The following is a 26,501-nucleotide window of genomic DNA, read 5'->3' on the forward strand; positions in this document are numbered from 1 at the left end:
TTCCGCGGCGACATTCCGGTTAAAATTTTTTAGACAAAATCAAAATAGAGCGTCCAATGATTCTGCGGCTTCTGGCTTAAAATCACGCCAGAAGCCGCAGAATCATTGGACAAGCAGTTTTACTTTTTTTTCTTCAGCAAGGGTTGTAAATACTTACCCGTCACACTCTCAGGGTTTGCTGCAACATCCTCTGGCGTACCACTTGCGATAATCAGGCCACCGCCTGCGCCGCCTTCTGGTCCCAGATCGACGATCCAGTCGGCGGTCTTAATCACGTCTAAATTGTGTTCGATGATGACAACCGTATTTCCTTGATCGCGCAAACGGTGAATGACTTTGAGCAGCAAATCAATATCATGGAAATGCAGACCCGTCGTTGGTTCATCCAAAATATACAGAGTACGACCGGTGTCACGTTTGGATAATTCCAGGGACAATTTTACCCGTTGTGCTTCGCCGCCAGACAGCGTAGTCGCACTTTGTCCCAGCCGGATGTAGCCTAGGCCCACGTCTAGCAGTGTGTGTAGTTTACGTGCGATGACGGGAACTGGTTTAAAGAATTCATACGCATCTTCTACCGTCAAGCCCAGCACCTCGTTGATATTTTTTCCCTTGTATTGGACTTCTAATGTCTCACGGTTGTAGCGCTTGCCGTGGCACATATCGCAAGGCACGTACACGTCGGGTAAAAAATGCATTTCGACTTTGATCACGCCATCACCCTGACAGGATTCGCAGCGACCGCCTTTGACGTTGAACGAGAAACGTCCTGCACTGTAGCCTCGTTCTTTGGCCACCGGCACGGTAGAAAACAGATCGCGTATCGGTGTGAATAAACCAGTATAAGTAGCTGGATTGGAGCGCGGTGTGCGGCCAATCGGTGCTTGATCGACCGAGATGACTTTATCAAAATGTTCTAGCCCGCTGATGCTGTCAAACGCGGCAGGCTCGGTTTGCGATCCATATAAGTGGCGCGCAGCGGCAGGATATAAGGTGTCATTGACCAGTGTAGATTTGCCAGAGCCGGATACGCCAGTCACACAGGTGAGTAAGCCAACTGGTAACTTGAGCGTCACGTTTTTTAGGTTGTTGCCTCGTGCGCCAGAGATCACGAATTGTTTTTCCGGATTAAAGGTCGTGCGCTTTTTAGGGACGGCGATTGCCATGGCACCGCTCAGGTATTGCGCGGTCAGCGAGCGTTCGCTTTTCATGATGTCTTCTAGCGTACCCTGGGCAATGACTTCACCGCCATGCACACCTGCACCGATGCCCATGTCAACGACAAAGTCGGCGCAGCGGATCGCATCCTCATCATGCTCGACTACCAGCACAGAATTACCGATATCACGCAAATGTTTTAGCGTATCGATCAGGCGATCGTTGTCGCGCTGATGTAAACCGATCGAGGGTTCATCTAGTACATACATCACACCAGTCAAACCAGAACCGATTTGTGACGCCAGACGGATACGCTGTGCCTCGCCACCGGAGAGTGTATCGGCGCTGCGGTCCAAAGATAGATAGTCCAGACCGACGTTGTTGAGAAAGGTTAGACGCGAGCTGATTTCTTTAATAATGCGATCTGCAATTTCTCGTTTTGCACCGACTAAAGTCAGTGATTCAAAGAAGCTCAGGGTTTGGCGCAAAGGCAGGGCGCTGACTTCGTAAATCGCTCTTTCCTGCGCGCCGTTACCGACTTTGACGTAACGAGCCTCAATCCGCAAACGTGCACCGTCGCAGCTAGGGCATTGCTTTTCATTGATGAACTTGGCGAGTTCTTCTTTTACTGCCATCGAATCTGTCTCGCGGTAACGGCGTTGCAGATTGACGATCACGCCTTCAAAGGTATGTTCTTTGATGACGGTACGACCGCGCTCATTAATGTAAGTGAAGGGAATATTCTGTTTACCTGATCCGTACAGAATCACTTGCTGAGCAGATTCTGGCAATTGTTCAAACGGCGTATCAATATCAAAATCATAGAACGCCGCCAGGTTGGACAACATCTGGAAATAGAATTGATTGCGTCTGTCCCAGCCCTTGACCGCACCGCTGGCCAGCGACAAATTTGGGAAGGCAACAATCCGTTTCGGATCAAAAAATTCGATGTGGCCGAGGCCATCGCACTCTGGGCAAGCACCCATAGGATTGTTGAAGGAGAACAGGCGCGGTTCTAATTCTTGTAGCGAATAACCGCAAGTCGGGCAGGCAAATTTATTCGAGAATAATTGCTCATGGCCGTTGTCCATATTCACAATCAAGGCGCGACCATTGGCGATGCGCAGTGAGGTCTCGAATGACTCTGCCAGACGTTGTTTGATCTCAGCTTTGACTTTGACACGATCAATCACCACGTCGATCGTATGCTTCTCCGTCTTTTTTAATTTAGGCAGATCATCCACTTCGACAATCTTGGCCGGGTGTGTGCCAGTTTGTACGCGGAAGCGCACAAAGCCTTGCGCTTGCATCTGCTCAAACAAATCAACATGCTCACCTTTGCGGTTGGACACCACGGGCGCCAAAATCATGAGCTTGGTATCTTCCGGCATTGCCAGCACGGTATCCACCATTTGCGATACAGACTGCGCTGCCAATGGATTTTCTGGATGATCTGGGCAATACGGCGTACCGACGCGGGCATACAAAAGGCGCAGATAATCGTGGATCTCAGTTACCGTACCGACGGTAGAACGCGGATTGTGCGAGGTCGCTTTTTGCTCTATCGAAATGGCAGGGGACAAACCTTCAATCAGATCGACATCCGGTTTTTCCATCAATTGCAAAAACTGTCGTGCGTAAGCTGACAGTGATTCGACATAACGTCGCTGGCCTTCTGCATACAAAGTATCAAACGCCAAAGACGATTTACCTGAGCCGGATAAACCAGTAATGACCACCAGCTTATTGCGTGGCAAATCTAAACTGATGTTTTTTAAATTATGTGTACGCGCACCGCGAATGCGGATTTCGTCACGCTTAGGTGCGGGGATGCCAGTTTTATCGAAGTCGATTTCAGCAGGCTTGGCTGCTTTGGCCGATTTTGCACGAACTTTGACCGTATTTTGTGTCATATCAACTGCTTTCCGTAAGGATGGTTTGGCTCCCCGGTTTTTTGATTCGGGAACAAGCAACCTGATACTATAACGGGTTTTTGAAATTTGACGTGTGCAAGCTGCGGACTTTGTTTTTGTCCCGTGTTTGACATATCTGTATGGCAACGTCACGAATGGATAAGAGCATTCTGAAACGCTTTACTAAGCTTGTCTGGCTTATAATCGGCGGCAAATGCTCAATCAGCTAAACAGCGAGATGGCTGAATGGGCTGAATGTGGTTTTAGCCAGAGTTATTGTCAAATTCATCAAATAATCACTATTACTTAGTGAACTTAATTAGCGAACAACAGGAGAAATACATGGCATCCCTCAATAAAGTCCAGATTATCGGCAATCTCGGACGCGACCCAGAAACGCGTTACATGCCTAGCGGCGACGCCATGACCAGCATCACCGTTGCCACTACAGAAAACTGGAAAGATAAAGCCACCGGCGAGAAAAAAGAGCAGACCGAATGGCATCGCATTACTTTTTTCGGCAAACTGGCAGAAATCGCTGGTCAATATCTGAAAAAAGGTTCGCAAGTCTATGTGGAAGGCAGTCTTCGCACGCGTAAATACACCGACAAAGACGGCGTAGAGAAATACGCTACCGACATCAAAGCAGACACCATGCAAATGTTGGGCGGACGTCCAGGTATGGGCGGCGGTGCACCGATGGATGAGTACGGCGGCGCCCCATCAGCACCACGCCAAAGCGCACCAGCGCCATCATCTGCACCACGTCAGGCACCAGCATCACGCCCGGCACCGAATTTTTCTGATATGGATGATGATATTCCGTTTTAATTTCGGACTTTCTCAATACAAAAGTAAAAACGCAGCCCTTAAAGGCTGCGTTTTTTTTCTTAAGTTTTACAAGTTATTTCTTTTCAAACGCTTCGACTAAAAGTTGAGCACCGGTGGTTCGCACCGCATTAATGATTTCTTCTTTTGCTGACTCGTGCTGCATAGCTCTGGCAATCATGACTGCACCGACGTTTTGTGCGATCACTGTCCATGCGACTGTATCTGATCCGGTCATTTCTTTTAATACATCTTTGAACCGGAGCATGCCAGCTTCAAACGCTAGATGCGCATCGTCATTGGCGCGTGCTACTTCTGCTGTGAGTGAGGGCAGCAGACATCCAGTCTCCGGTGAGTGTACGTGCTGCATGCTGAGGTAGCTCGCCAGTGCTTTAAGGATGGTTCCCATATCATCTGGATTCATGTTCTCAAAAACCTGCACAGTGCGACCTATTTCTGCTGTGATCACGGCAGTAAAAAGATCGCTCTTGTTGCTAAAGTGTTTGTAGAGCGAACCTGTTGTCAGCCCCGCGGCATTCGCCAGTGCATCAACACCTGTTGCTGCGAAACCATGTTTTTTTGCATAGCTTCCACTTTCCGAGAGCAGTTGACTTCGGACTCCTTCTTTGTGTTCCTTCGAATAGCGCATATAAATTTGAAATTTAGGTTGACGTTTCTATTGACGCTAGGATTAACATTATATAGGATAACGATCACTATCCAATAATCCTTTATAACGTTCGAGGCGACAAATGACTAATTCAGAACCTGTGGAGTGGAAAAAAACAGCGTGCATTATTTGTGCGCTCAATTGTGGTCTCGAAGTCCAAACCGAGGGGTCAAGGATTATTCGTATTCGTGCCGATAAGATGCATCCAGTCTCGCAAGGATATTTATGCGAAAAGGCGCAGCGTATGGACTATTACCAGAATGGCGCTGACCGCATATCTTCGCCTATGCGCAGAAGTGCCGACGGTAGTTACGAGGCGATTGACTGGGACACTGCGATCCGTGAGATCGCAGAAAAATTTACCGAGATTAAACGCAAGCATGGTGGCGAAAGTATTTTGTATTACGGAGGTGGTGGTCAAGGCAATCATCTGGGTGGCATTTATGCAGATAGCACGATTAAGGCCTTGGGTATTGAATATCGTTCTAACGCCTTAGCACAAGAAAAAACTGGCGAGGGTTGGGTGCAGGGCAAGATGATGGGGTCTGGCGTGCATTGTGATTTTGAGCATGCTGAAGTGGCAGTTTTCCTGGGGAAAAATCCTTGGCAGTCGCATGGCTTTGCAAGAGCGCGTGTGATTTTGCGAGATATGCAGAAAGATCCAAACCGCAGCATTATTGTGATTGATCCCCGTAAGACCGAAACCTCAGAAATGGCGGATTATCACCTCGCAGTCAAACCAGGTACAGACGCCTGGTGCTTGATGGCGATGGCAGCAATCATCGTACAAGATAATTTGGCTCCGATGGAGTGGCATGTAGAACATACCACTGGCTATGACAACATCGCCGCCGAATTACGCAAAATTTCTATACCTGAATACGCCCAAATTTGTGGTGTTGACGAGGATTTGATACGCGGCGCGACCCGCCGCATCGTCCATGCAAAAAGTGTCTCGATGTTAGAAGATCTTGGCGTACAGATGAATATGCATTCCACGCTGAACAGCTATCTAAATCGTCTGGTGTGGTTATTAACGGGCAATTATGGACGCCAAGGTACCAACAACTCTTTCGTCCCTTTGCTGGGCTTATCTATGTCTGGCCGGGATCAAAGTAAAAAAACCAAAAATCCGAAAACGCCTTCACAAGCTACATCTGCCAAGCCCAGAGTTGGTCGCACCAGTCCTGTAACAGGATTCAAAGTGATCATGGGTTTAATCCCTTGTAATGTGATCCCTGAAGAAATTCTTACGGATCATCCAAAACGCTTCCGGGCGATGTTGATCGAAAGCGCCAACCCGGTTCATTCCTTAGCAGATAGCCAAAAAATGCGCGAAGCTTTACGCGCTTTAGAGTTGAGTGTCGTACTAGACGTGGCGATGACAGAAACCGCGTTGCAGGCAGACTACGTACTTCCAGCGTCTAGTATTTTTGAAAAAGCGGAGGCGGCTTTCTTTAATTTAGAAGTGCCAAAAAATGCCTTTCATTTACGGCATCCCTTGTTTGCGCCGCGTGAAGGCACTTTGTCAGAAGCAGAAATCCATGCCCGTCTGGTCGAGGCACTGGGAGCGGTAGGACCTGCGCAATACGGCTTGTTACGCAAAGCTGCTAAGTTAGGTTTGCTACCTTACGCTCTCGCTTTTGCATGGAAATCTATGCGCGATAAGCGGGTAGCCCGGAATGCGCCTGTCGTGCTTTATCGCACCTTGGGTGAACAAATGACAAAGGCAGCGGCACCTGCCGCAGCTTTATGGGGGATCTGTCAGATGTATATCCGTCAGCAGCCGCAGGCCGCCGCTGGCGCAGGTTTCAGCGGACATCCTGTGTTAGCGGCTAACCGCTTGTTCAACGCGATCGTCAACAGTCCATCGGGCGTGGTCTACGCTATTGCAGAATACAAACATAGCTGGCAAGCGGTGCGACTCCCGGATCATCGTATCAATTTATGGATACCTGAGCTATTACCTGAAATCGAAAAAATCAGCAAAGGCGGCCCTACTGTTGACATGCAATATCCTTTCATACTCTCCGCTGGCGAACGTCGTACCGAAACCTCCAACACCACATTCAGAGATAGCAGCTGGCATAAGAAAGGCAGCTTTGGAACCTTGCGGATTAGTCCCCAAGATGCCGCTGACTTAGGTTGTCAGCCGGGTGACTGGGTGCGAGTAACGACACGCCGCGGCAGCGCCGACGCAGAAGTTGAGCTATCAGAGGGACTGCAATCCGGCCATGTTTCTCTACCTAACGGACTAGGTTTAGATTATCGCCGCGCCGATGGCGTGGTCGAACGTAAAGGCGTATCGCTCAATGAATTAACCGGCGTGATGGAGCGCGATCCAATTGCCGGAACACCTTGGCATAAACGTGTAGCGGCAAGAGTAGAACGTATTCCTGTACCGGCCTGATTGATCAGCGGATGAGCATGCTGCGGCGCTAATTTAAAAGACATGAGTATAAACATGACCGCTATCGTTACCGTTACCGCCATATTTTAAGAATGAAAGCACACAATGAGTTTAACTAATAGCCCAGCATTGCTTCGAGAAACCGTGCTCAATGTGCATCACTGGAACGACACATTATTTAGTTTTACAACCACGCGTAACGCTGCCTTACGCTTTCAGTCCGGACAGTTTTTGATGATCGGTCTGGAAATCGAAGGGCGACCGATATTGCGGGCATACAGTATTGCAAGTCCGAATTATGAAGAGCATCTGGAGTTTTATAGCATCAAAGTACCTGATGGTCCTTTGACCTCTCAACTACAACATCTAAGGGTAGGCAGTACTTTGTTGGTCGGTAGAAAGCCGACTGGCACACTGATCAAAGATAATTTACGACCCGGTAGAAATCTTTACCTGTTATGTACCGGAACTGGATTGGCGCCTTTCATGAGTATCGTGCAAGACCCTGATTACTACGAGGCCTTTGAACATATTGTATTGGTGCATGGCGTACGCTATATCAGCGAACTTGGTTATAGCAATTACCTCAAACAAGAGTTACCTAGCCATGAATATCTTGGTGATCTGGTAACGGATCAATTTCGCTATTTCCCTACCGTGACGCGTGAGCCATTTACTCAGCAAGGTCGTATTACGGATTTACTAGAGGCCAGTACGATAGAGCGTGAACTGGGTTTACCAGCTTTAGACGCAGAGCATGACCGTGTCATGGTCTGCGGCAATCCAGAGGTCCTAGTTGATTTGGTGGCGATATTGCATCGTCGTGGTTTTGATGAAGGATCGATGCAACATCAAGGTAGCTATGTCATCGAACGCGCCTTTGTCGAGAAATGAAGATCAAGGGGAACTTACTATGACATTCGTCGTTACCGAATCTTGCATCCTGTGTAAATACACTGATTGCGTACAAGTGTGTCCTGTCGATTGCTTTATCGAGGGGCCCAATTTTTTAGCCATTGATCCCAACGGATGCATAGACTGCGCCGTGTGCGTGTCAGAATGTCCTGTTGAAGCAATCTTTGCCGATACCGATCTGCCATCGGGACAACAACATTTTTTAAGCATCAATGCAGAGCTCGCCAGTAGCGGCAAGTGGCCAATGATTAGTCAGAAAAAATCACCACTACCTGAGCACGAAAAATTCAAGACGATCAAAGATAAAATTAGCTTACTAGATCGCAACGGTGTTTGACCTGTAGCGAGATAAGACCGGATTTTACATGTTATGGCTTATTTTCCGATAAGCTGTTTAGAAATACTCCGTAGGAGTAATTATTAATTGTCCATATATTTATTGGTATTTTTAGTGGTTTTTTTATTAAATATTTGGGAGTATATTTTTATGAGTATTGACTTAGTTTTTCAACGTGATTTTTGCTAAGTATTTCTTTGCTAAAATCACTTCTTTTTTACATTTAAGATTTCCGCAAAATTCTCCTTGCAAGAAGTAGCGACAAGGCCAGTACTTTAGCTTCGTACTTGGTAAGAATGGGATTGCTACGCAGCTGTAGCAGTTTTGCGTAAGTCCTGACTTGACGTAGTGTTACCAATATTCACCCCCGGGATACGCTGATTAGCAGCTAGAAATTATTACTCTCTATGCCCTAGTAACTATTTGAGCAAAAAAACCACATCTTATCTTTGCGTTAGTCGTCTTGGTTCTGCCTTAAATGACTTAATCAAATTTCCGACTTGCTTAGTTTCTCACAGCTACTGCTCCACAATTAGGTTCTCGCTCATAGCTAGCCAATTGATTTTGTGGGTGAACACATACAGGTATTGAACTGCTCGCTTTAGGGTATTTCGATGCTATAAATGCATGTATTGAAAATCCCAATATCTCCAATCGATAGAAACTGTTTTACCGAATCCTCCGGACTTCGTACTCTTCATCCACCACACAGTCATACAAAAACCTTCACAAGTAAGGTCGGACGAGGTGGATAAAAACAAGGGACTTACGCAAAACTGCCCCAGCTGCGTTGCAGCGACTAGCCGTACCAAAGTACTGTCGTCGTCGCTACGCCTTGCTGGGACAATTTTGCGTCAGTCCTAAAATATAAAATCGGAGACAGCAATGCAGAAATCATCAAGCAAGCGCAAGCTTAGGCTCGTGCTAAATCAATGCGCTTTGGCGGGTGTAGCACTCTCAGCAGTTGCTAGCCACGCGGGCGAAATCAAAGTCGACAATCCAGACCTGACGTTAAGATTCGACAACACCGTTAAAGCCAGCACTATCTATCGCCTTAACGATGCTGATTCGATATTGACCAATTCATTTAGTCCGTCTGGTGCGCCGCAAGCGCTGAACCTGAACGCCGGTGATCAAAACTTTCGCAAACGGGGTTTTGTATCTGAGCGGGTAGATTTGCTCTCTGAATTCGACCTGGTTTTCCAACGCAAATACGGATTACGCGTAAGTGCTGCCGCATGGTACGACCAGGCATACAATCGCAAGACAGACGCCCTAAATGATCCCACTGTGGGTCAGGTGCCATACAACGAATTCCCAGATTACACACGAAAAATTGCCGGTAGTAAGGCCGAAGTGCTGGATGCTTTTGTATTCGGTAGTACTGACTTAGGCAATGCGGGCAAGCTCACAGCGCGCCTTGGCCAGCACACCATTTTATATGGCGAAAGCCTGTTCTTTGGCGATAACGGCGTGGCCGCTGCTCAAGGTCCGGTAGACATCAATAAATTATTGTCCTCTCCAAATGCACAATTTAAAGAAATTGCAATGCCCGTTCCTCAGTTGTCTGCTCAATGGCAAATTCAGCCCAATATTAGCTTGGGCGGATATGTTCAATTTCGCTGGAAAGAGAGCAGAGATCCGCCATCTGGTAGTTATTTCTCTACCGCGAATGTTCCTTGGAATGCGACTGGTCCCGAGTTCGTGAATATTCCTGCGTTTGCTGGCCCTGTCGCCGGTAGCTATGTTGCATCGCCGGGTGCGAATGTCCGTCCAGGTAATAACGGGCAGTTTGGTTTACAGCTGAAATGGCGGATTGATGAGACTGATCTGAGTTTTTTCTACGCCAAATATAACGACAAATTTGGCCAGCTCTATTCGCGCCTCAACCCAGGCGCCAAGACGACGGATAGCCAGTGGTTTTACGTGTTTGGAAGCGACATCAAAGTTGCGGGTATGAGTGCTTCGCGCTCCATTGGCGATTTCAATGTCTCTGCTGAGGCATCCGTACGCGACAACATGGCACTGACCGTCAATAACGCGGTGTACTTTGGACCGGCTAGCGCGCCGCGTCCGATTAACCCTACGGGTCGTACTGCGCACTTCAATTTGTCTATGTTGGGTAGTTTTGGCGCTAACTTTTTGGCGCAAGAAAGCGGTTTGGTTGCTGAGCTTGCCTGGAACCGCGTATTGAGTAAAACCGATCCTCAAAATGAGATTGATCAGGGTCGTACTCGTGATGCCAGCATTGTGCAGCTGATCTACACACCTACTTATCGTCAGGTGCTGCCGGGCTTGGATTTGAGCGTACCCGTTGGTGCTCGCTATTCTCTTGATAGTCGATCCAGCGTGACTGCCTGGGGTGCTAAAGGCACCGGCAACGCAAACATTGGACTGGAAGGTAATTACCTTAATACATGGCAATTCGCGATGAATTACACGCGTTATATCGGTGATAGCAAACCTTACAACGATTACGCTCTCGGTCAATTCAGTGATGGTAATCCGCTAGGCGACCGCAACTATATCTCCCTTAGCGTGCGCCGGACTTTCTAAGTCGGTCTGCCTTTGCTTTGACTATTAAATAAAGAGACAACATCATGAAGAAATTCAATCGCAACAATCATCATAATCACATCCTCACCGCCATTATTAGCATGATGATGAGTGCAGTAACTCTGCCCGTCATGGCTGGTGTAACTGCAGAAGAAGCGGCTAAGTTAAAGACCGAATTAACCCCATTCGGTGCTGAAAAAGCTGGCAATAAAGATGGCAGCATCCCGGCCTGGACTGGTGGTATGACGACTGCTATTGCAGGCGATAAAGCGGGAGGGCGTCGCGGCGATCCGTTTAAGGATGAAAAACCAATCTTCTCAATCACTGCTAAAAACGCGGATCAATATGCCGATAGGCTGACTGATGGCGTTAAAGCGCTATTAAAAAAATATCCGGATTACCGGGTGGATGTTTATCCAACGCATCGCACTGCTGCCGCGCCGCAATGGGTCTATGACAATACATTGAAGAACTCGACACGCGGCAAATTGGTCGGCGATGTTGCGGCTGATGTCGTCGGTGGTATTCCTTTCCCGATTCCTAAAAATGGTGCAGAAGTGATTTGGAATCATATGCTGCGCTGGCGTGGTACTTCGTTTCAGTCGCAGGTAACACAGTACCAAATTACTGCCGATGGCCGTCCTGTGATGACCACGGATGGCATTATTGATTTTCAGATTCCCTACTACTATCCCGAGGCTACTTTAGAATCGTTTGCGAAATCGCCCGAGATTCAACTGATCCGATTAGTCAACGTAGGTCCTCCTATCCGCGCTGGTGAAGCTATTACTGGTCGCGATCAGCTCGACCCTGCTAAAACCCAAGCCTGGGTGTATCTGACGGGGCAGCGCCGGGTACGTAAGTTACCTAATCCGTGTTGTGACACGCCATCCCCGGTGACCGCAGGTTTAATGAGTTTTGATGAGGTACAGACTTGGTCAGGTAAGTTGGATCGCTTCGAATTTAAAATCGCCGGTAAGAAAGAAATGTTTGTTCCGTATAACGTGAACAAAATGCTGCAACCGAAGGCCGATGCAGAAGTGCTGAGTAAGACAGGTGTCAATCCAAGCTACATGCGTTGGGAATTGCATCGGGTATGGGTGATTGATGCGGCGCTACGCGCAGGTCAGCGCCATCCGGCTGCCAAGAGCCGCTATTACTATGACGAAGACACCTGGATTTGCGTGCTGGCAGATCGCTTTGATTCAAACGGTCAATTGTGGAAAACAATTTGGTCGGCTAGTTTTGTTGCGCCAGATTTGCCGGGTAACGTGATTGGTTCTTTCGGCTTCAATGATCTGTTATCAGGCAACTCCTACGTTGGCGATCTCTATAACAGTAAGTCGGTGCATTACGCGGTCAAGCCACGCTATTCAGACAGCACCTTCACACCGGATGCGATGGCAAGCGAGAGTGTGCGCTGATGAACTGTTGTAATCGTTATCTGCCAGCCGTGGCTAAGTCATTCGCACTAAGTCTCATGATAATTACGATATCTGCGCAAGCGACGCCCATTGGTGACGCGCTCGATCGTCCGGCACTCACGTCCCGCCAGGCAGCAAAGGTCGTACTGCTTAGCGGTGCTCAAGTTGGCGGAAGGTTGGTTGCGGTCGGTGAGCGTGGCGTGATCGTGTTATCTGAGGATGATGGCGCCACTTGGCGTCAGGTGCCAGCTCCAGTCAGTGTGACATTGACCTCTGTGCGATTTAATGGCTCACATGGGATTGCTGTCGGGCACGGCGGTATTATCTTGACCAGTGATGATGCAGGTTCTACTTGGACACGCCAATTTGACGGCCGTCTTGCAGCACAAATGGTACTTGAAACGGCGCAAAAATCTGGTGATCTAATTACAGAGAAAATTGCCTTGCGGCTAGTTGCGGATGGTCCTGATAAGCCATTTTTAGATGTATTAGTCATTGGCGCACGTCGCGCAATCGCAGTGGGCGCGTACGGCTTAATCTTTGCGACTGAGGATGGTGGAAAAACCTGGATTTCACGCATGTCTGCTGCCGATAATCCGCAAGGTTTACACCTTTATGCAGCCCGTGCGCGAGGCCAGCAAATTGTCATCGCTGGTGAGCAAGGTTTGTTATTACGCTCAATCGATGGTGGCCAGCATTTTGAACGTATCACAACGCCATACAAAGGTAGTTTTTTTACGCTAGAACTACCAAACGACAATGAGATTGTTGTCGCTGGTTTGCGAGGCAATATCTGGCGCAGTATTGATGCCGGTAGTCAATGGTCGCAGGTGCCCGTATCAATGCCCGCTTCGATCACAGGATCTGCATTGCGGGCGGATGGTTCCTTAGTCATGGTCAATCAGGCCAGCGTTATTCTACAGGGGCACGATGGTGTTTTAATACCACTAAAAACGCCGCTTTTACCACCTTTAAATGCAGTACTTGTACGTCGAGATGGCTCATTACTTGCGCTGACAATGCAAGGCGCGATTGGCCTAGACTTAGCGTCAGCCGTGGCCGGAGTTAAGCCATGATGCCTTCCTCTCATTCTCCGATCGGGTCGGGGCAGTTGTCTGACTTTGATCCCCGGTCTGGTTCGCTGGTCGAGCGTCTTTTGTTTAATCATCGTCTTATCGTAGTTGCAGTATGCGCGCTGATCACGATTTTGCTCGGCTGGCAGGCCAGCAAACTGGAGCTAAATGCCAGTTTTGAGAAAACTATTCCTTCTCAACATCCGTATATTCGTCATTTACTGGATCACCAGAATGATCTTACCGGGCTGGGTAATGCTGTCCGTATCGCGGTCGCAAATAATCAGGTAAACGCCCCGGGTAATTTGACCATCTATGACAAGAATTATCTTGAAACCCTACGTCAGTTCAGCGATGAGGTGTTCTTACTTCCAGGCGTCAACAGAACTCAGATGAAGTCGATATGGACGCCAACCACACGTTGGGTTGGTGTCACTGAGGATGGTCTGGAAGGGGGGCCAGTCATCCCTGATGCTTATGATGGTTCTGCCCAGTCGCTGCAATTGCTCGCCACAAATATTGCCCGCTCCGGCGAGATCGGTCAGATCGTAGCGCTGGACGCAAAATCTAGCGTGATCTATGTGCCGCTGCTCAATCAGGATAGCGCAGGGCGACCTCTGGATTACCGTAGTTTTTCTGAAAAGCTCGAAGCCTTGCGCACTAAGTATGAGGCGCGTGGTGTCAAGGTCCATATTACTGGTTTTGCCAAGCTAACTGGCGATTTGATTGAGGGCGTCAAAACGGTACTCGCATTCTTTGCGCTGGCCGTATTCATCGCCACCTTAATGGTGTACTGGTACACAAGGTGCATACGTTCCACTTTGCTGGTGGTTGCCGCGTCACTGATCGCTGTGGTCTGGCAGCTTGGAATGTTGCCTATGCTTGGCTATGTTCTCGATCCGTATTCGATACTGGTGCCATTTTTAGTCTTCGCTATCGGTATGAGTCATGGCGCACAAAAAATGAACGGCATCATGCAAGATGTTGGTCGCGGGATGCATAAATTAGTCGCGGCACGCTTTACCTTCCGCCGCTTGTTTTTGGCTGGATTCACGGCACTAGTCGCCGAAGCGGTGGGATTCGCCGTATTGCTGATGATCGATATTCAGGTGATTCGGGAACTAGCAGTTGCCGCCAGCTTAGGTGTGGCCGTATTGATTTTTACCAATTTGATTTTGCTGCCGATTTTGCTCAGTTATAGCGGCGTTAGTGCCAGCGCTGCCGAGCGCAGCTTACGTGCAGAAGCGGGTGATGCTGCCGGTGAAGTGAGGCATCCTCTATGGGCGCTATTGGATCGCTTTACGCAACGTCGCTGGGCTACCGGTGCCGTGGTAGTCGCGGTGTTAATGGGCATTGGTGGATATGTCGCCAGCACACACTTGAAGATAGGTGATCTTGATTTAGGCGCGCCGGAGTTACGTCCTGATAGCCGCTATAACAAAGACGTTGCATTTATGACGTCTGCTTACGGCGCTTCTAGCGACGTGCTGGCAGTGATGGTGAAGACTCCGGAGGGCGCTTGCTCGCAATACCAGACACTGAATAAAGTAGATGCGCTGGAGTGGGAGTTACGTCAGCTAGATGGAGTAGAGAGCACGAATACGTTGGCTTTGCTCAATCGTCGAGTGCTGTCCGGTCTGAATGAAGGCAATCCAAAATGGTACGCATTTCTACCCAATCAAGCGATGCTCAATACCGTCACCGCCGGAGCGCCGCGCGGCTTATATAACGACAGCTGTGGCTTACTCACGATGTATGTTTATCTGCGGGATCACCGTGCTGACACATTGACAGCGATAGTCCAGCATGTGGAAGCATTTGCCAAAGAAAACGATACTAACGACACAAAATTTCTGCTAGCTGCAGGTAGCGCGGGGATAGAAGCTGCGACCAATATTGTTGTACATGATGCGTGGCGTCAGATGCTGCTATTGGTATATGCCGCAGTGATTGTGTTGTGCTTTATTACCTTCCGGTCATGGCGGGCGGTGGTGGTCGCGGTACTCCCGCTGATGCTGACCTCGATCTTGGCCGAGGCGCTGATGGTGGCTCTGGGCATGGGTGTCAAGGTTGCAACGCTGCCGGTGATTGCATTGGGTGTTGGTATCGGTATCGATTATGCGCTGTACATCCTCAGCATTATGCTGGCTCGCATGCGGGAAGGTCAAAGTCTCTCGGAATCGTACTACCGGGCGCTACTATTTACGGGCAAGGTCGTGATGCTGACGGGGGTTACTCTGGCAATCGGCGTGGTGACCTGGAGTTTCAGTCCCATCAAATTTCAGGCAGATATGGGTTTGCTACTGGCATTTATGTTTTTATGGAACATGCTCGGCGCATTAGTTTTATTACCTGCATTAGCGTACTTTTTATTGCGACCTGTTATGCCATTAGCTGCAGTGGCGCATTCAGCTAATTCAGGAAATTCAGGAAATTCAGTTAACTCATTAAGCACGTCAGCAACACCAACAGCACCCGACAACTTAACCAATTCTGTTACCGCTTTATAGGACTTGATCACGATCTTCTGCTAGTGATCAAGCAAGCGTATGTCTTTGATGTTTTTGATTTACTTTACTGAAAAAAATAACTCATCCCAATTTGTACAAGCTTAATTTTAAAGGACTTATCACAATGAATATTATCGGACCAGACGCTCTTGTTTTTGGTGTTGACGACTTGGCGGCATGTACCCAATATTTGACCGACTATGGTCTGACACCAGTTGGCAATAACCGTTTTGAAGCGTTGGACGGTACTGCAATTATTTTGGCACACCGGAATGACGTATCACTGCCTGCACCGCTACCAACCGCCACCATGCTAAGAAAAACGATTTATGGTGTAACCGATCAGGCTTCACTCAATGCGATCACTGAAGAGCTTGAACGAGATCGTCAGGTACTCAGGCTCGATGATGGCTCGATTGAGGTAGTCGACGATTCTGGTTTTGCTCTTGGCTTTCAGATTACGGTGCGTCGCGCTATCTCGCTGCCTGCAGAGGCAGTCAATGCGCCAGGTGCAGCGCCCCAGCGTGCTGTGAATAAAATCGCATTTGATCCCGACGATCAGCCACGTCCAAGGAGCTTGTCGCATGTCGTTTATTTTGTGCCAGACGCAGCTAAAGCAGAGGCTTTTTATGCTCGTATCGGCTTTGTTTGTACCGACCGCTTTGCTGGCGTAGGCCCGTTCTTGCGTCCAGCAGGAACGGTAGATCATCATACTTTATTTCTGATTCAGACTCCTCCGTTTATGACCGGCTGTGAGCACTTTACTTTTCATATGGGAGGCCCGACTGAGGTCATGCTGGCTGGTACTCATTTTGTAGAAAAGGGTTATCAGTCGTTTTGGGGGCCGGGTCGTCATTTGTTTGGATCGAACTGGTTTTGGTACTTCAATAGTCCGCTCGGATGTCATGTTGAATACGATGCAGATATGGATTTGCATGACGATCAATGGGTGGCGCGCCAGGCACCGATGGGCGCGGATGGATCGCAGCTTTTTCTATTTCAGCATCGTGAAAAATGGGCTCCGGGTGGACCGCTTCCAGCTAAGTTGCCATCAGATACGCCTACCTTAGATAAAGCTACTTTAGATACGCCACTTTCCGGCGCGCCAGTCGTATCCGGGGCGCACTAGCCATGAGCGACGGCATGTATCTCTGTAATGCAGACGAGGTGATAGAGGGCGCCAGTAAGGGCTTTGCGCAGTTGGGTATTTTTGTACTGCGTTATCAAGGTGAGATACATGCTTATAGGGATGCGTGTCCGCATTACGGCAATACCCCGCTTGCCTGGCGCAAGGATGAGTATTTCAATGCTGATCGCACACGTGTCATCTGTGCTGCTCACGGTGCTCAGTTTGAGCCTGTGACGGGTAAATGTTTATTGGGGCCGTGTCTGGGACAAACCTTAACAAAAGTGTCGCTGACGATACTCGCGAACGGCGATTTACGCTGCGCTGATTTGAGTGATAACAGACTATAACTATCGAAGAATTAAAGATCAATTAAGGAGTTTTAAAATGACTACAGCTGTACGTACTGCCCTTGTTATTGGTGGTGGATTTTCTGGAATGGCAGCGGCAATCGAGCTAAGCAAGCGCGGAGTACAGGTTGATCTGGTTGAGATTGATGCGGACTGGCATTCTTATGGTGCTGGTATCAGCCTAGGCGGCGCCACTCTGCGCGCCTTTGGCACATTGGGAATACTCGATCAGTTTTTACAAGAAGGTTATGGCAGTGACGGCTTAGATATTTATACAGCGACTGATATACATGTTGGTCATTTACCGACACCACGTCTTGCCGGGCCAGATGTTCCGGGCGGCGCTGGTATTATGCGGCCCGCGCTGGCTAAGTTGATGGCTGCTGCGACTAGACGTGCTGGTGTTGATGTACGTCTGGGGTGTAGCTTCACATCAATCGAACAAGACGTTGATGGTGTTGATGTACAGACGACTGACGGCAGTTGCAAACGGTATGATGTCGTGATTGGTTCTGATGGCTTGCAATCAAAGGTACGTAGTTTGCTTTTTCCGGATGCACCAGAGCCTAGCTACACAGGACAAGGTGTATGGCGCGCTGTATTGCCACGGCCTGCTGATGTAGTTAATACTAAAATGTGGATGGGGCCGAAAATCAAAACCGGTATTAATCCGGTATCCGCCAGTGAAATGTATTTATTTGTCACCGAGGACCGCGAGACCAATACTCATATCCCCACCGATCAGCAACCGCAAATGTTGCGTGATTTATTGGCGCCATTTTCCGCACCGCTGATGCAACAGATCAGAGAGCAAATCACGGCTCAGTCCCAGGTCATTTATCGTCCCCTAGTCAGTTTATTGTTGCCGCAACCATGGTTTACCGGACGCGTGGTGTTGATTGGTGATGCCGTACATGCAACGACACCGCATTTAGCGTCGGGCGCATGCATCGGAATCGAGGATGGTATCGTTTTAGCTGAAGAGTTAACACGTGCTAGTAGTGTGGTAGGAGGTCTTGATCGCTTCCAGCAACGACGCTTTGAACGTTGCCGCATGGTTGTAGAAAACTCTGGTCGTCTAGGTGAAATCGAGATATCCGGCGGTGATAAACAAGAACATACCAAGATCATGCGCGCATCGTTGATGGCGCTCGCTGAACCGATTTAAATTGATATCGAAAAGTTGTATTTGGCAGCAAATCTAATAAAGTGCAAAACACCAAACACTAAAATAAGTGTTGTAGTCAGAAAAAATATAAAAATAAGATCACGCTAAATAGCGTAATGAATGCATTAATAATGCAACAAACAGGAGACAAGTATGACGAAGGCAGATAGCAGGTCAGGACATATTGTATTAATGGTCGCACATTGCGCGGGGATGCTTGATCTGGTGGCATTGCCATTATGGGTTGGCGCGCTGATTTCATATTATCACTTTGATGCGCAACAGGCAGGTGGGATGGTGACATTATTTCTGTTTGGCGCAGTGGCGAGTAGTTTGTTTTTTGCTCCACGACTGAGTCGCTTAAACGGACGCATCGCTGCTGCGCTCGGGTTTGGACTGGCGATGCTGAGTTTTATCGCACTGTCTTTCACGCATGATTTTGTCATTATGTTGTTGTTGCACGCGATTGCGGGTATGTCTGCTGGCTGTGCGTTAAGTTTTACCCACGGTAGTATCGGCCGCAGTATTCAGCCGCATCGTTTGTTTGCTACTGTAGGAATCACAATTGGGATATTCGCATTGGGATTTTTCATCGTCACACCGCCGTTGGTTACTCAATATGGCGGCCCGGTATTATTTCGTCTTTTTGCTACCGTCATGGCGGTAGCTACGGTGGCGAGTGCCTTAGCTTTTCCTCAATCTTATACTGCCATTGAGCGCCTGAATAATCGTGTGATTAATGCCAACAATCAACGATCAAATTTAACAAAAGACAGGCTTGATCCTCGTGTCTGGTTTATGGTGTTTGGCGTCGGTTGTATGGCTTTAGTACAGTCAATGATCTTTAGTTTTGTCGAGCGCATCGGCATGGATCGTGGTTTTGGTATCGCGGCGGTGTCGGGCGTTTTGATCGCACTCGGTATTGTGAATTTATTACCCGCACCGCTGGCGGTATTGCTGGAACGCAGGTTTTCGGCATATCGCGTACTGTTGATCGGTCCCATATTACAAGCTGTAATTGCGCTGGCGATCACGCAGAGCACAAGCTTTATGCCTTACGCTGTTGCGACCTCGGTGTTCGCTGGCTTGTTGATTTTCACCCATACGTTTGCCTTCGGCGTTTTATCTAAACTTGATCCATCTGGTCGAGCTGCAGCATCCACACCAGCGATGTTAATGATTGGTGCTGCGATAGGGCCAATTTTAGGCGGGACGCTTGTTAAGAACGCTGGCTATGGAAGTCTGGGTATCGCTACGGTTATGATCGCGATACTTGCGGTGGCGAGTTTTCGTCGAGTGACGTTGTCAGAAGATCCTAAAGTAGCGCTGGTATAAATTTTATTCTGTCTAGGTTTGCCTTGGTATATTTATCTGGGAAAATCCGGCATATTTTTATAACGATATCAAAGGAAATAGTATGATCAAGATGATGATAGTTGGACGCCGTCGCACAGGCATGACACTGCGCCAGGCACATCATTATATGAAGAATGTCCACGGTGCAGATGTAGTACAGTTTATCGGTAAATCACCTGATTTAGCGCCAAGACGGTATATACAAAATCACGTTTTTGAAAATAGTTTTCGAGTCCCCGTAGTTTTTTCAGGGGCGATGCCGGATACGCTTTCTATTGGCCGTGATTTTGTCACGCAAGTCTGGTTTGATCATCCCGAACAGGCTGCGGCAGCACTCACTGCACCATTTTATCTGGAGCATTTACAGCCAGATGAAGATCGCTTTGTTGATCAGGCAAGCGTACTCAAAATGCCGGTGATCGAAAAAATCAAGCTTGCTGCTGACACTAACACCGCTGATGACAGTAATAAGGACAATGCTAAAAGTGCCAGTAAATTATTTGTCTTCTATCGGGTTGCTGAGGGTGTTTCAGTTGATGAATTACTTTCCGCAACGGACGACGTTTGGCAAACGATATTGGCTGATGCGAGTAGCGGTATCGATCGTGTGATCCGTAATCAGACATTGCAACGTCCCGGGCACGCTATAAGTGTTGATCTGATCGACGAGGTATGGTTAAAAGATGACGAGGCAGCGCTAGCATTGGGTGAGCATTGGCTTGCATTATCAGACGCTAGTTTGCCAAGTCCGCTGAGCCAGTTGTTGGTGTCAGGTTCGACTTTTGTACTCATGGCGCATGAGCATGTGATGTTTGCTGGCGTGGCAGTATAAATTACTGGCGCGTTAAAAGCCCAGTTTTTATCGCGCTGATTTTGTATTCGTAATGAAGAGGCTGTCACTCGAATACGGATGGTTTAGAGCGCTCAACCGATAAAATTTATAGAAGTAATAAAATATACTCCCATTCAGTACATTTTAGTTGTCCATATATTTTCTGATCCGTATCGGAGTTTGGATAAAAAATATAGGGAGTATATTGTTTTTATGAGTTATTTTTCCTATTCCCACACAGCCGATACAACTCGCTGATTGAGGTGGATATCAGTTAGTAGCAATCCCTATTGCATTTTCAACCAATTGTTTGATGGAGCCATCGTGACTAAATCCCATTGCTTCGGCAGTGCTGGTATTGATCGGTGGATAAGCGCCAAACACGGCTTCTAGTTTGGGGTTGGGTTGATAGCTAATTAAGCTCAGGCGATCTGCGCCAAATATGCTCGCAAGCTGGTCGACTAACTCGCTGATGGTCAAGCGCAATACTGGTGGAGTAACTACCCGCCGGTTTGCCAGTTGTTGCGGTTCTAAGCTCGCTGCATGCAACAAATTATTGACACAGCAATCACGTGACATCCACCACATAACTGCTTGCGCCGAGACCGGACAAGTAAACGGCTGGCCATCTCGCAAGCACCAAAAAATATCACTCATAAATGCTGACGTCAACCCATTGGTCACGGGTGGCCGTGCCACAATACCCGGTAGTCTCAATGCACATCCATTTATCCAGCCACGTCGGCTGTAATCTTCCAGCAGCAATTCTATCGCCAGTTTATGTGTTCCATAACTGAGAACCGGGCGCGGCAAACTCGCGTCGTCAACTAAGTCTGGTAATACGGTTCCGTAGACCGCAACACTACTCGCAAACACTAATTTTGCTACCGCACCTTGCAGTGACTGAACACGTAAAAGCTCTAGCAACTGTAAGCTCGATTGCAGATTGACGTTAAGACCTAACTCATAGTTGGTCTCCGCTGCACCACCCGGTATGCTGGCTAGATGGAATACATAGTCTACCGGATGTCGAAGCGCTTGTACCAAGACACCGGGATTGCCAATACTGCCGCATAATTGGTGAACACGAGCATCGGTTGCTACCTGATCGAATGCCATGTCAACTAAGGTGAGCTGATCAAAGTTATGCAACTCAGTATCGCCCTTATTTTCTAGTAAGCGCTTTACTAATTCGGTACCGACAAAGCCGTTGGCACCTGTGATCAAAATATGCATTTAATACCCTTTGCTGCGAACTTGAGAGTGGAGATTTAATTACCGTCGCCGATGGTAGTGCCGCCATCAACAATCAGGTTTTGCCCGGTTATAAATGCCGCTGCCGGTGTGGCTAAAAATACTGCAACGCCTGCCACATCATCAACCTGCCCAAAGCGCCTTAATGGTGTCAGCGCAATCCGTTTCGCAGCCAAAACTTGTTGAGCTGAGATCGGTTTAGCAAACGCAGTATCGATCACCCCCGGCGAAATACTATTGATGCGGACATTCGACGGCCCCCATTCCACTGCAAGGTTACGCACCAGTTGAGCGCTGGCCGCTTTTGATAAACCATACAAACCGATATTTTTATTACCCCTGACACCTGCAATGCTCGACATGATGATGACACTACCGTTGTTACGCGCCGCCATCTGTGGAATGAGTAAATTACACAGCTATAGATTGCTATGTAAATTTATCTCCATCGTCAGTTCATAGTCCCGGTCAGAAGCACTAGCAATCGGTCCGGCATGGGGCGCGACTCCAGCGTTACAAACTAATATATCAATTTCCCCGAAGGCTGCTAGCGCTTCGCTGGACAAAGTTTGTATCTCTGACCGTGATCCCATATCGCATGGAAATATCGCCACAGCATAGCCAGCGGCGGTCATTTCTGCCGCCAGCGCTGAACCACCAGCACTGTCAATATCGCTGAGTAATACGTGTGCACCGGCATGCGCCATTTGCCAGGCAATTGCACGCCCTATACCGTTGGCCGCACCTGTGATGAGTGCCACTTTATCGGCGAGAGAAAATAATGCCTGGGGCTGTGCTCTTTGTTGTGTTTGGTGCTGTACTTGGTGCTGAATTAAGTGCTGGCTCATTTCAGTTCAGTCCATCGGCAAATTTTCCATCCAGCAGAATGAATAACATGCGTGTCGATTTGCCCGACCGATTTGCCCATGCGTGATTGGTGCCGCGTTGTATCACTACATCGCCTCGATGCAGCAATACCTCGCTGTCGTCCAGCACCAGATAAATTTCGCCCTCCAATACCATACCGTAATCAACGGTTTCAGTCCTGTGCATTAAAGGATGCGGTGCCGCGGCATTACCTGTTGAAGCCTTCGCGCCACCTAGCTGTGCAAAATGTGCTGCTGCTTTAGCTGGGTCAAGCGCTCCGTCGTCTTCAGACTCTGGCGGTATGTCAGTCACGCGAATTACACTGCCCATTGATGTTGGTGCTAATTGCAATGGACGTAAGGTCGGATCTGCCGCATTGTCGACTCTGACTGGCATGCAGTCCGTGCGCCAAATTTCAGTAAATGCCAGACCGGGCTGTGCCGCTACCTCAAACACCTGTGGCGCGGACGTGTCACTGATAATGATGGCGCGGCCATCGGCGCTATGGCCCGTAACTACTCGCCGTACCGGCGCGGTCATGCTAACCGTCCGTTCAGAGTTTCTGCTACCCAATCAGCAATAAAATTACCAGCATTGGCGCTGTTGTCGAAACTACTGTGCTGTATGCCACCTTCGCGCGGGGTAAAAATTTTCAGCTCGCGCTTTGGGCTATTGACTAGTTGGTCATAAGTCTGGTGCGCATATTTCAGTGCAATCTGTTTATCGGCTTCGCCATGAGTAACTAAAAAAGGCACCTTGATTCTGTCCAAAATTCCATTCAGATGCACTTGCTCTGCGATGGTCATAAAATCGTCTACATCTTTTGCGCCCCATACCCAGCACACATGCTCCCAATAGTGGGGCACTGGATTTTGCCCTTCTCGTGCGAGGCGTTGCTTTTGGACTTCGCGCCAATCGTGATTAGCACCCCACACCACACCACACGCAAAACGCGGCTCAAAAGCGACCGCGCGAGGGCAGTAGTAACCGCCCAAAGAGACGCCTTCCATACCGATGCGAGCATGATCGACATCGGCACGGGTTTCCAAATAATCGACTACTTTACTAGCCCACAGTTCAGTGTTATACACCGCTGTCAATCCGTGCAAACGCAGGGCTTCACCAGTGCCTGGCTGATCCACAATGAGTGACGATATACCGCGTCGCGCCAGCATTTGTGGCAGACCTATCCGGTATTTCAGTTCTTTGGTACTGTCCAGGCCATTTACCTGCACCAGTAATGGCGCTGGCTTCGCAACGCCATCCGCGCCTTTAGTGGTGTCTGCACGGACGTACAGCGCTGATAAATGGCTGTCACCATAAGGGATTTCTACCCGCTCGCAATTTTCGTGTGAGAGCGCCACGCCGCGCAAAAATGTCGCTTGAGATTTGGCATATAAAGTAACCCGTTCCGGTGCCCCATGACTCTGCATACGCTCTGCTACCAAGAAATAAATTGCTGCGCGATTGAGTTTGTCGCCTGCGGATAATCTGCGTCCGAGCACAACATCCTCGTTTGCCATATCCACCAGCTTGTCACCCATCGCAACCCAGGATTGCATAAATTTTACCGTGCCCTCATCGTCACCTTGGCGTGCTACTTCTAGCAGGGGAGCGCACATTTCCTCGATCTCGCCGATGCGCGCACCCATTTCGATGGCCAGATCAACCGACAGATTCCAGACGTAATTAGTAGGGAAGTAACGAAACATAATGAATTAGTCCTTTGTTGATGCAGCGTTTAAATTTGGCTGCCATTTCATAAAAAAATCGAAAAATTATTAGTCAGCATCATCAAAAATGGCTACCGCACGGGTCCAGCCAGCGGAAGCGGCGCGAATTTTATGAGGGAAGCAGCTGATCGTAAAACCATTACCAGGCAAGGCTTCTAAGTTATGCATTTTCTCCAGATGGCAGTAACCAATATCGCGCCCCGCTTTATGACCTTCCCAGATCAGACTGACATCACCAGTTTCTGCAATTTTTTTTGCGGTAAATGAAAATGGCGCATCCCAGCTCCACGCATCGGTACCCGTCAGCCTGACACCGCGTTCTAGTAAATACATGGTCGCCTCATAACCCATCCCGCAACCCGCATTGATGTAATCCGAGTGACCATAGCGCTCACCTGCACGGGTGTTAATGACGACGATGTCGAATGCTTGTAAGGTATGACCGATGCGCGCCAACTCGGCGTCAACTTCCATTGCGGTGACAACATGACCGTCGGGCAGATGACGAAAATCGAGTTTGACGCCGGGACGAAAACACCAATCCAGCGGCACTTCATCAATCGTGATGGAGCGTTCTGCTTCTCCCAGTTTGCGATTCATTGTTGAATGAAAATGGTAGGGCGCGTCCAGATGGGTTCCGCTATGTGTAGTTAATCTCACCCATTCAGCTGCAGCCGCTTCGCCATCGGGAAAATCCTCCACTTTTGTACCCGGCAGCATATGCATAAATTCGGGTAAGGTATCGCGATGGGTTTGATACTCGATCTTTGGTGCCAGCATCGGGGGATCGGAAAGAACATCATTTTCAAGATAGATCGATAAATCGACAAAACGGCGTGACATGTAGTCTCCTTGTCTGGTTTGTTGCGCTTATGTTGGTCATGGTGAGATTCTTGATTGGACGCTTATAATTTTCTGCGCCTTAGGTCAGGACATTTGACGACCCGTTGGTCAATTGCGCCAAATATCAATTGATCGGCAGCATCGCGTACTTCCATCCGAACACGATCACCAAAGCGCATAAATTGCGTTGAAATCGCACCGTGCTCAATCATTTCCAGCGCACGTCGCTCTGCGATGCACGCGGAACCTGCGCTTCTCTCAATATTAGAGACCGTGCCAGAGCCGATAATCGTCCCCGCTGACAGCTTGCGGGTGGCGGCTGCATGGGCAATCAAATGCTGAAAGCCAAAGCTCATTTCTGCACCATTCGGGTTACCAAACCAGACCTCATTCCAGTGCACTTGCAAGGGCAATGCAACTCGGCCATCGCGCCATGCGCTACCTAATTCACCTGGAGTAATTGCTAAAGGCGCAAAACTGGAAGATGGCTTTGCCTGAAAAAATCCAAATCCCGTTTTCATTTCTCGTGGCCCAAAGTGACGCAGACTGACATCATTAATTTGTACGATTAGTCGAACGTACGATAGGGCCTGATCGACAGGACAACCGAGTGGGACTTCATCCAAAACAACTCCAAATTCCCCTTCAAAGTCGATGCCGTGTGCTTCGTCTGGTAAGGCAATATTCTGATGCGGTCCAAGAAAATCGTCGGAGGCACCTTGATACATCAAGGGAATCGTATCGAGATCGGCAATCGGTGGCGTGTGGAATGCAGTTTCCATTAGCCGCGCATGGTTGATGAAAGCAGAGCCGTCACACCATTGCGGTGCGCGAGGTAGCGGAGCCGTCGCTAATTGCGGCTGAAATGGAAAGGCCTCAGCGACTTCACCACGGTTGAGTGACTGGTACAAGCGATCCAATGCGGGTGATAAACTCTGCCAGTTTTCTAAAAGACAAATAAGACTGGGTGAAATATTTTGCGCTGATGCTGCTCGAGTACCATCTTTCGAGACGACAACAAGTTGCCCGTCTCGACTGCTGCTTGCTAAGCTTGCGAGTTTCATGTCTCCGTCCTTATTATTTTTTTGGCTGACAAAAAAGCCAATACCGCATGCTAAGGACGTAGGCAATATGTGTAAAATCGATTTTCTTGATTGTATAAATCGGTTGCGGCAATA

General features: G+C 48.6%; 20 protein-coding genes and 1 pseudogene. 13 read left to right on the forward strand and 8 right to left on the reverse strand.

What is annotated here, in order from left to right:
* Window positions 1–119: 119 nt before the first annotated feature.
* Window positions 120–3,071: an excinuclease ABC subunit UvrA gene (gene uvrA, locus AAKU61_RS01555; RefSeq protein ID WP_354329026.1), complete on the reverse strand. Its 2,952-nt coding sequence runs from the start codon at window positions 3,069–3,071 to the stop codon at window positions 120–122.
* A gap of 342 nt (window positions 3,072–3,413) precedes the next feature.
* Here uvrA and ssb point away from each other — a divergent pair, with 342 nt between their 5' ends.
* Window positions 3,414–3,902, forward strand: coding sequence for a single-stranded DNA-binding protein (gene ssb, locus AAKU61_RS01560; RefSeq protein WP_322121025.1), 489 nt, complete (start codon window positions 3,414–3,416; stop codon window positions 3,900–3,902).
* A 73-nt stretch (window positions 3,903–3,975) separates the two neighbouring features.
* On the opposite strand, the gene AAKU61_RS01565 is transcribed toward ssb, so the two are convergent.
* Window positions 3,976–4,548 (reverse strand): TetR/AcrR family transcriptional regulator, encoded by a 573-nt coding sequence (locus AAKU61_RS01565; RefSeq protein WP_354329028.1) that lies wholly within the window; start codon window positions 4,546–4,548, stop codon window positions 3,976–3,978.
* Between the two features lie 103 nt (window positions 4,549–4,651).
* Between AAKU61_RS01565 and AAKU61_RS01570 the strand changes: the two genes are divergently transcribed.
* The 12 genes from AAKU61_RS01570 (at window position 4,652) to AAKU61_RS01625 (ending at window position 20,626) form a co-directional block, all read left to right on the forward strand.
* Window positions 4,652–6,979 carry a molybdopterin-dependent oxidoreductase gene (locus AAKU61_RS01570; RefSeq protein WP_354329030.1) on the forward strand — a complete coding sequence of 776 codons (2,328 nt, stop codon included), beginning with the start codon at window positions 4,652–4,654 and terminating at the stop codon, window positions 6,977–6,979.
* 105 nt (window positions 6,980–7,084) lie between these two features.
* Window positions 7,085–7,873, forward strand: a complete 789-nt coding sequence (locus AAKU61_RS01575) for a ferredoxin--NADP reductase (protein ID WP_354329032.1) — start codon at window positions 7,085–7,087, stop codon at window positions 7,871–7,873.
* A gap of 19 nt (window positions 7,874–7,892) precedes the next feature.
* Window positions 7,893–8,231 (forward strand): ferredoxin FdxA, encoded by a 339-nt coding sequence (gene fdxA, locus AAKU61_RS01580; protein ID WP_354329034.1) that lies wholly within the window; start codon window positions 7,893–7,895, stop codon window positions 8,229–8,231.
* Window positions 8,232–9,116: 885 nt separating this feature from the next.
* Window positions 9,117–10,787, forward strand: coding sequence for a DUF1302 domain-containing protein (locus AAKU61_RS01585; RefSeq protein ID WP_354329036.1), 1,671 nt, complete (start codon window positions 9,117–9,119; stop codon window positions 10,785–10,787).
* Between the two features lie 44 nt (window positions 10,788–10,831).
* On the forward strand, window positions 10,832–12,211 hold the full coding sequence (locus tag AAKU61_RS01590; RefSeq protein ID WP_354329038.1) for a DUF1329 domain-containing protein: 1,380 nt from the start codon (window positions 10,832–10,834) through the stop codon (window positions 12,209–12,211).
* A 56-nt stretch (window positions 12,212–12,267) separates the two neighbouring features.
* Window positions 12,268–13,287 carry a WD40/YVTN/BNR-like repeat-containing protein gene (locus AAKU61_RS01595; RefSeq protein ID WP_354329040.1) on the forward strand — a complete coding sequence of 340 codons (1,020 nt, stop codon included), beginning with the start codon at window positions 12,268–12,270 and terminating at the stop codon, window positions 13,285–13,287.
* Window positions 13,284–15,794, forward strand: a complete 2,511-nt coding sequence (locus tag AAKU61_RS01600; protein WP_354329042.1) for an efflux RND transporter permease subunit — start codon at window positions 13,284–13,286, stop codon at window positions 15,792–15,794. The genes AAKU61_RS01595 and AAKU61_RS01600 overlap by 4 nt, the downstream gene beginning before the upstream one ends.
* A gap of 124 nt (window positions 15,795–15,918) precedes the next feature.
* Window positions 15,919–16,923, forward strand: a complete 1,005-nt coding sequence (locus tag AAKU61_RS01605) for a VOC family protein (protein ID WP_354329044.1) — start codon at window positions 15,919–15,921, stop codon at window positions 16,921–16,923.
* 2 nt (window positions 16,924–16,925) lie between these two features.
* The gene (locus AAKU61_RS01610; RefSeq protein WP_354329046.1) at window positions 16,926–17,270 is read left to right on the forward strand and encodes a Rieske (2Fe-2S) protein; all 345 of its coding nucleotides are present in this window, start codon (window positions 16,926–16,928) and stop codon (window positions 17,268–17,270) included.
* Between the two features lie 37 nt (window positions 17,271–17,307).
* Window positions 17,308–18,438, forward strand: a complete 1,131-nt coding sequence (locus tag AAKU61_RS01615) for an FAD-dependent oxidoreductase (protein ID WP_354329048.1) — start codon at window positions 17,308–17,310, stop codon at window positions 18,436–18,438.
* A gap of 153 nt (window positions 18,439–18,591) precedes the next feature.
* Window positions 18,592–19,773: an MFS transporter gene (locus AAKU61_RS01620; protein ID WP_354329050.1), complete on the forward strand. Its 1,182-nt coding sequence runs from the start codon at window positions 18,592–18,594 to the stop codon at window positions 19,771–19,773.
* An 82-nt stretch (window positions 19,774–19,855) separates the two neighbouring features.
* On the forward strand, window positions 19,856–20,626 hold the full coding sequence (locus AAKU61_RS01625; protein WP_354329051.1) for an EthD domain-containing protein: 771 nt from the start codon (window positions 19,856–19,858) through the stop codon (window positions 20,624–20,626).
* Between the two features lie 270 nt (window positions 20,627–20,896).
* On the opposite strand, the gene AAKU61_RS01630 is transcribed toward AAKU61_RS01625, so the two are convergent.
* The 6 genes and pseudogenes from AAKU61_RS01630 to AAKU61_RS01655 all read right to left on the reverse strand — a co-directional run bounded on the left by AAKU61_RS01630 (window position 20,897) and on the right by AAKU61_RS01655 (window position 26,387).
* Window positions 20,897–21,862 (reverse strand): NAD-dependent epimerase/dehydratase family protein, encoded by a 966-nt coding sequence (locus AAKU61_RS01630; protein WP_354329053.1) that lies wholly within the window; start codon window positions 21,860–21,862, stop codon window positions 20,897–20,899.
* 35 nt (window positions 21,863–21,897) lie between these two features.
* Window positions 21,898–22,728, reverse strand: a pseudogene (locus tag AAKU61_RS01635) (SDR family NAD(P)-dependent oxidoreductase).
* Window position 22,729: 1 nt separating this feature from the next.
* Complete coding sequence (locus AAKU61_RS01640; protein ID WP_354329055.1) at window positions 22,730–23,287, reverse strand: cupin domain-containing protein; 558 nt, start codon at window positions 23,285–23,287, stop codon at window positions 22,730–22,732.
* A complete protein-coding gene (locus AAKU61_RS01645; protein WP_354329057.1) occupies window positions 23,284–24,459 on the reverse strand; it encodes an alpha/beta hydrolase family protein in 1,176 nt (391 codons plus the stop codon). The genes AAKU61_RS01640 and AAKU61_RS01645 overlap by 4 nt, the downstream gene beginning before the upstream one ends.
* 69 nt (window positions 24,460–24,528) lie before the next feature.
* Window positions 24,529–25,323 (reverse strand): cyclase family protein, encoded by a 795-nt coding sequence (locus tag AAKU61_RS01650; protein WP_354329059.1) that lies wholly within the window; start codon window positions 25,321–25,323, stop codon window positions 24,529–24,531.
* A gap of 62 nt (window positions 25,324–25,385) precedes the next feature.
* On the reverse strand, window positions 25,386–26,387 hold the full coding sequence (locus AAKU61_RS01655; protein WP_354329060.1) for a fumarylacetoacetate hydrolase family protein: 1,002 nt from the start codon (window positions 26,385–26,387) through the stop codon (window positions 25,386–25,388).
* Between the last annotated feature and the right edge of the window lie 114 nt (window positions 26,388–26,501).

Origin of the sequence: Undibacterium sp. GrIS 1.2 (assembly GCF_040544435.1) — a bacterium.
Classification (GTDB): domain Bacteria; phylum Pseudomonadota; class Gammaproteobacteria; order Burkholderiales; family Burkholderiaceae_D; genus Undibacterium.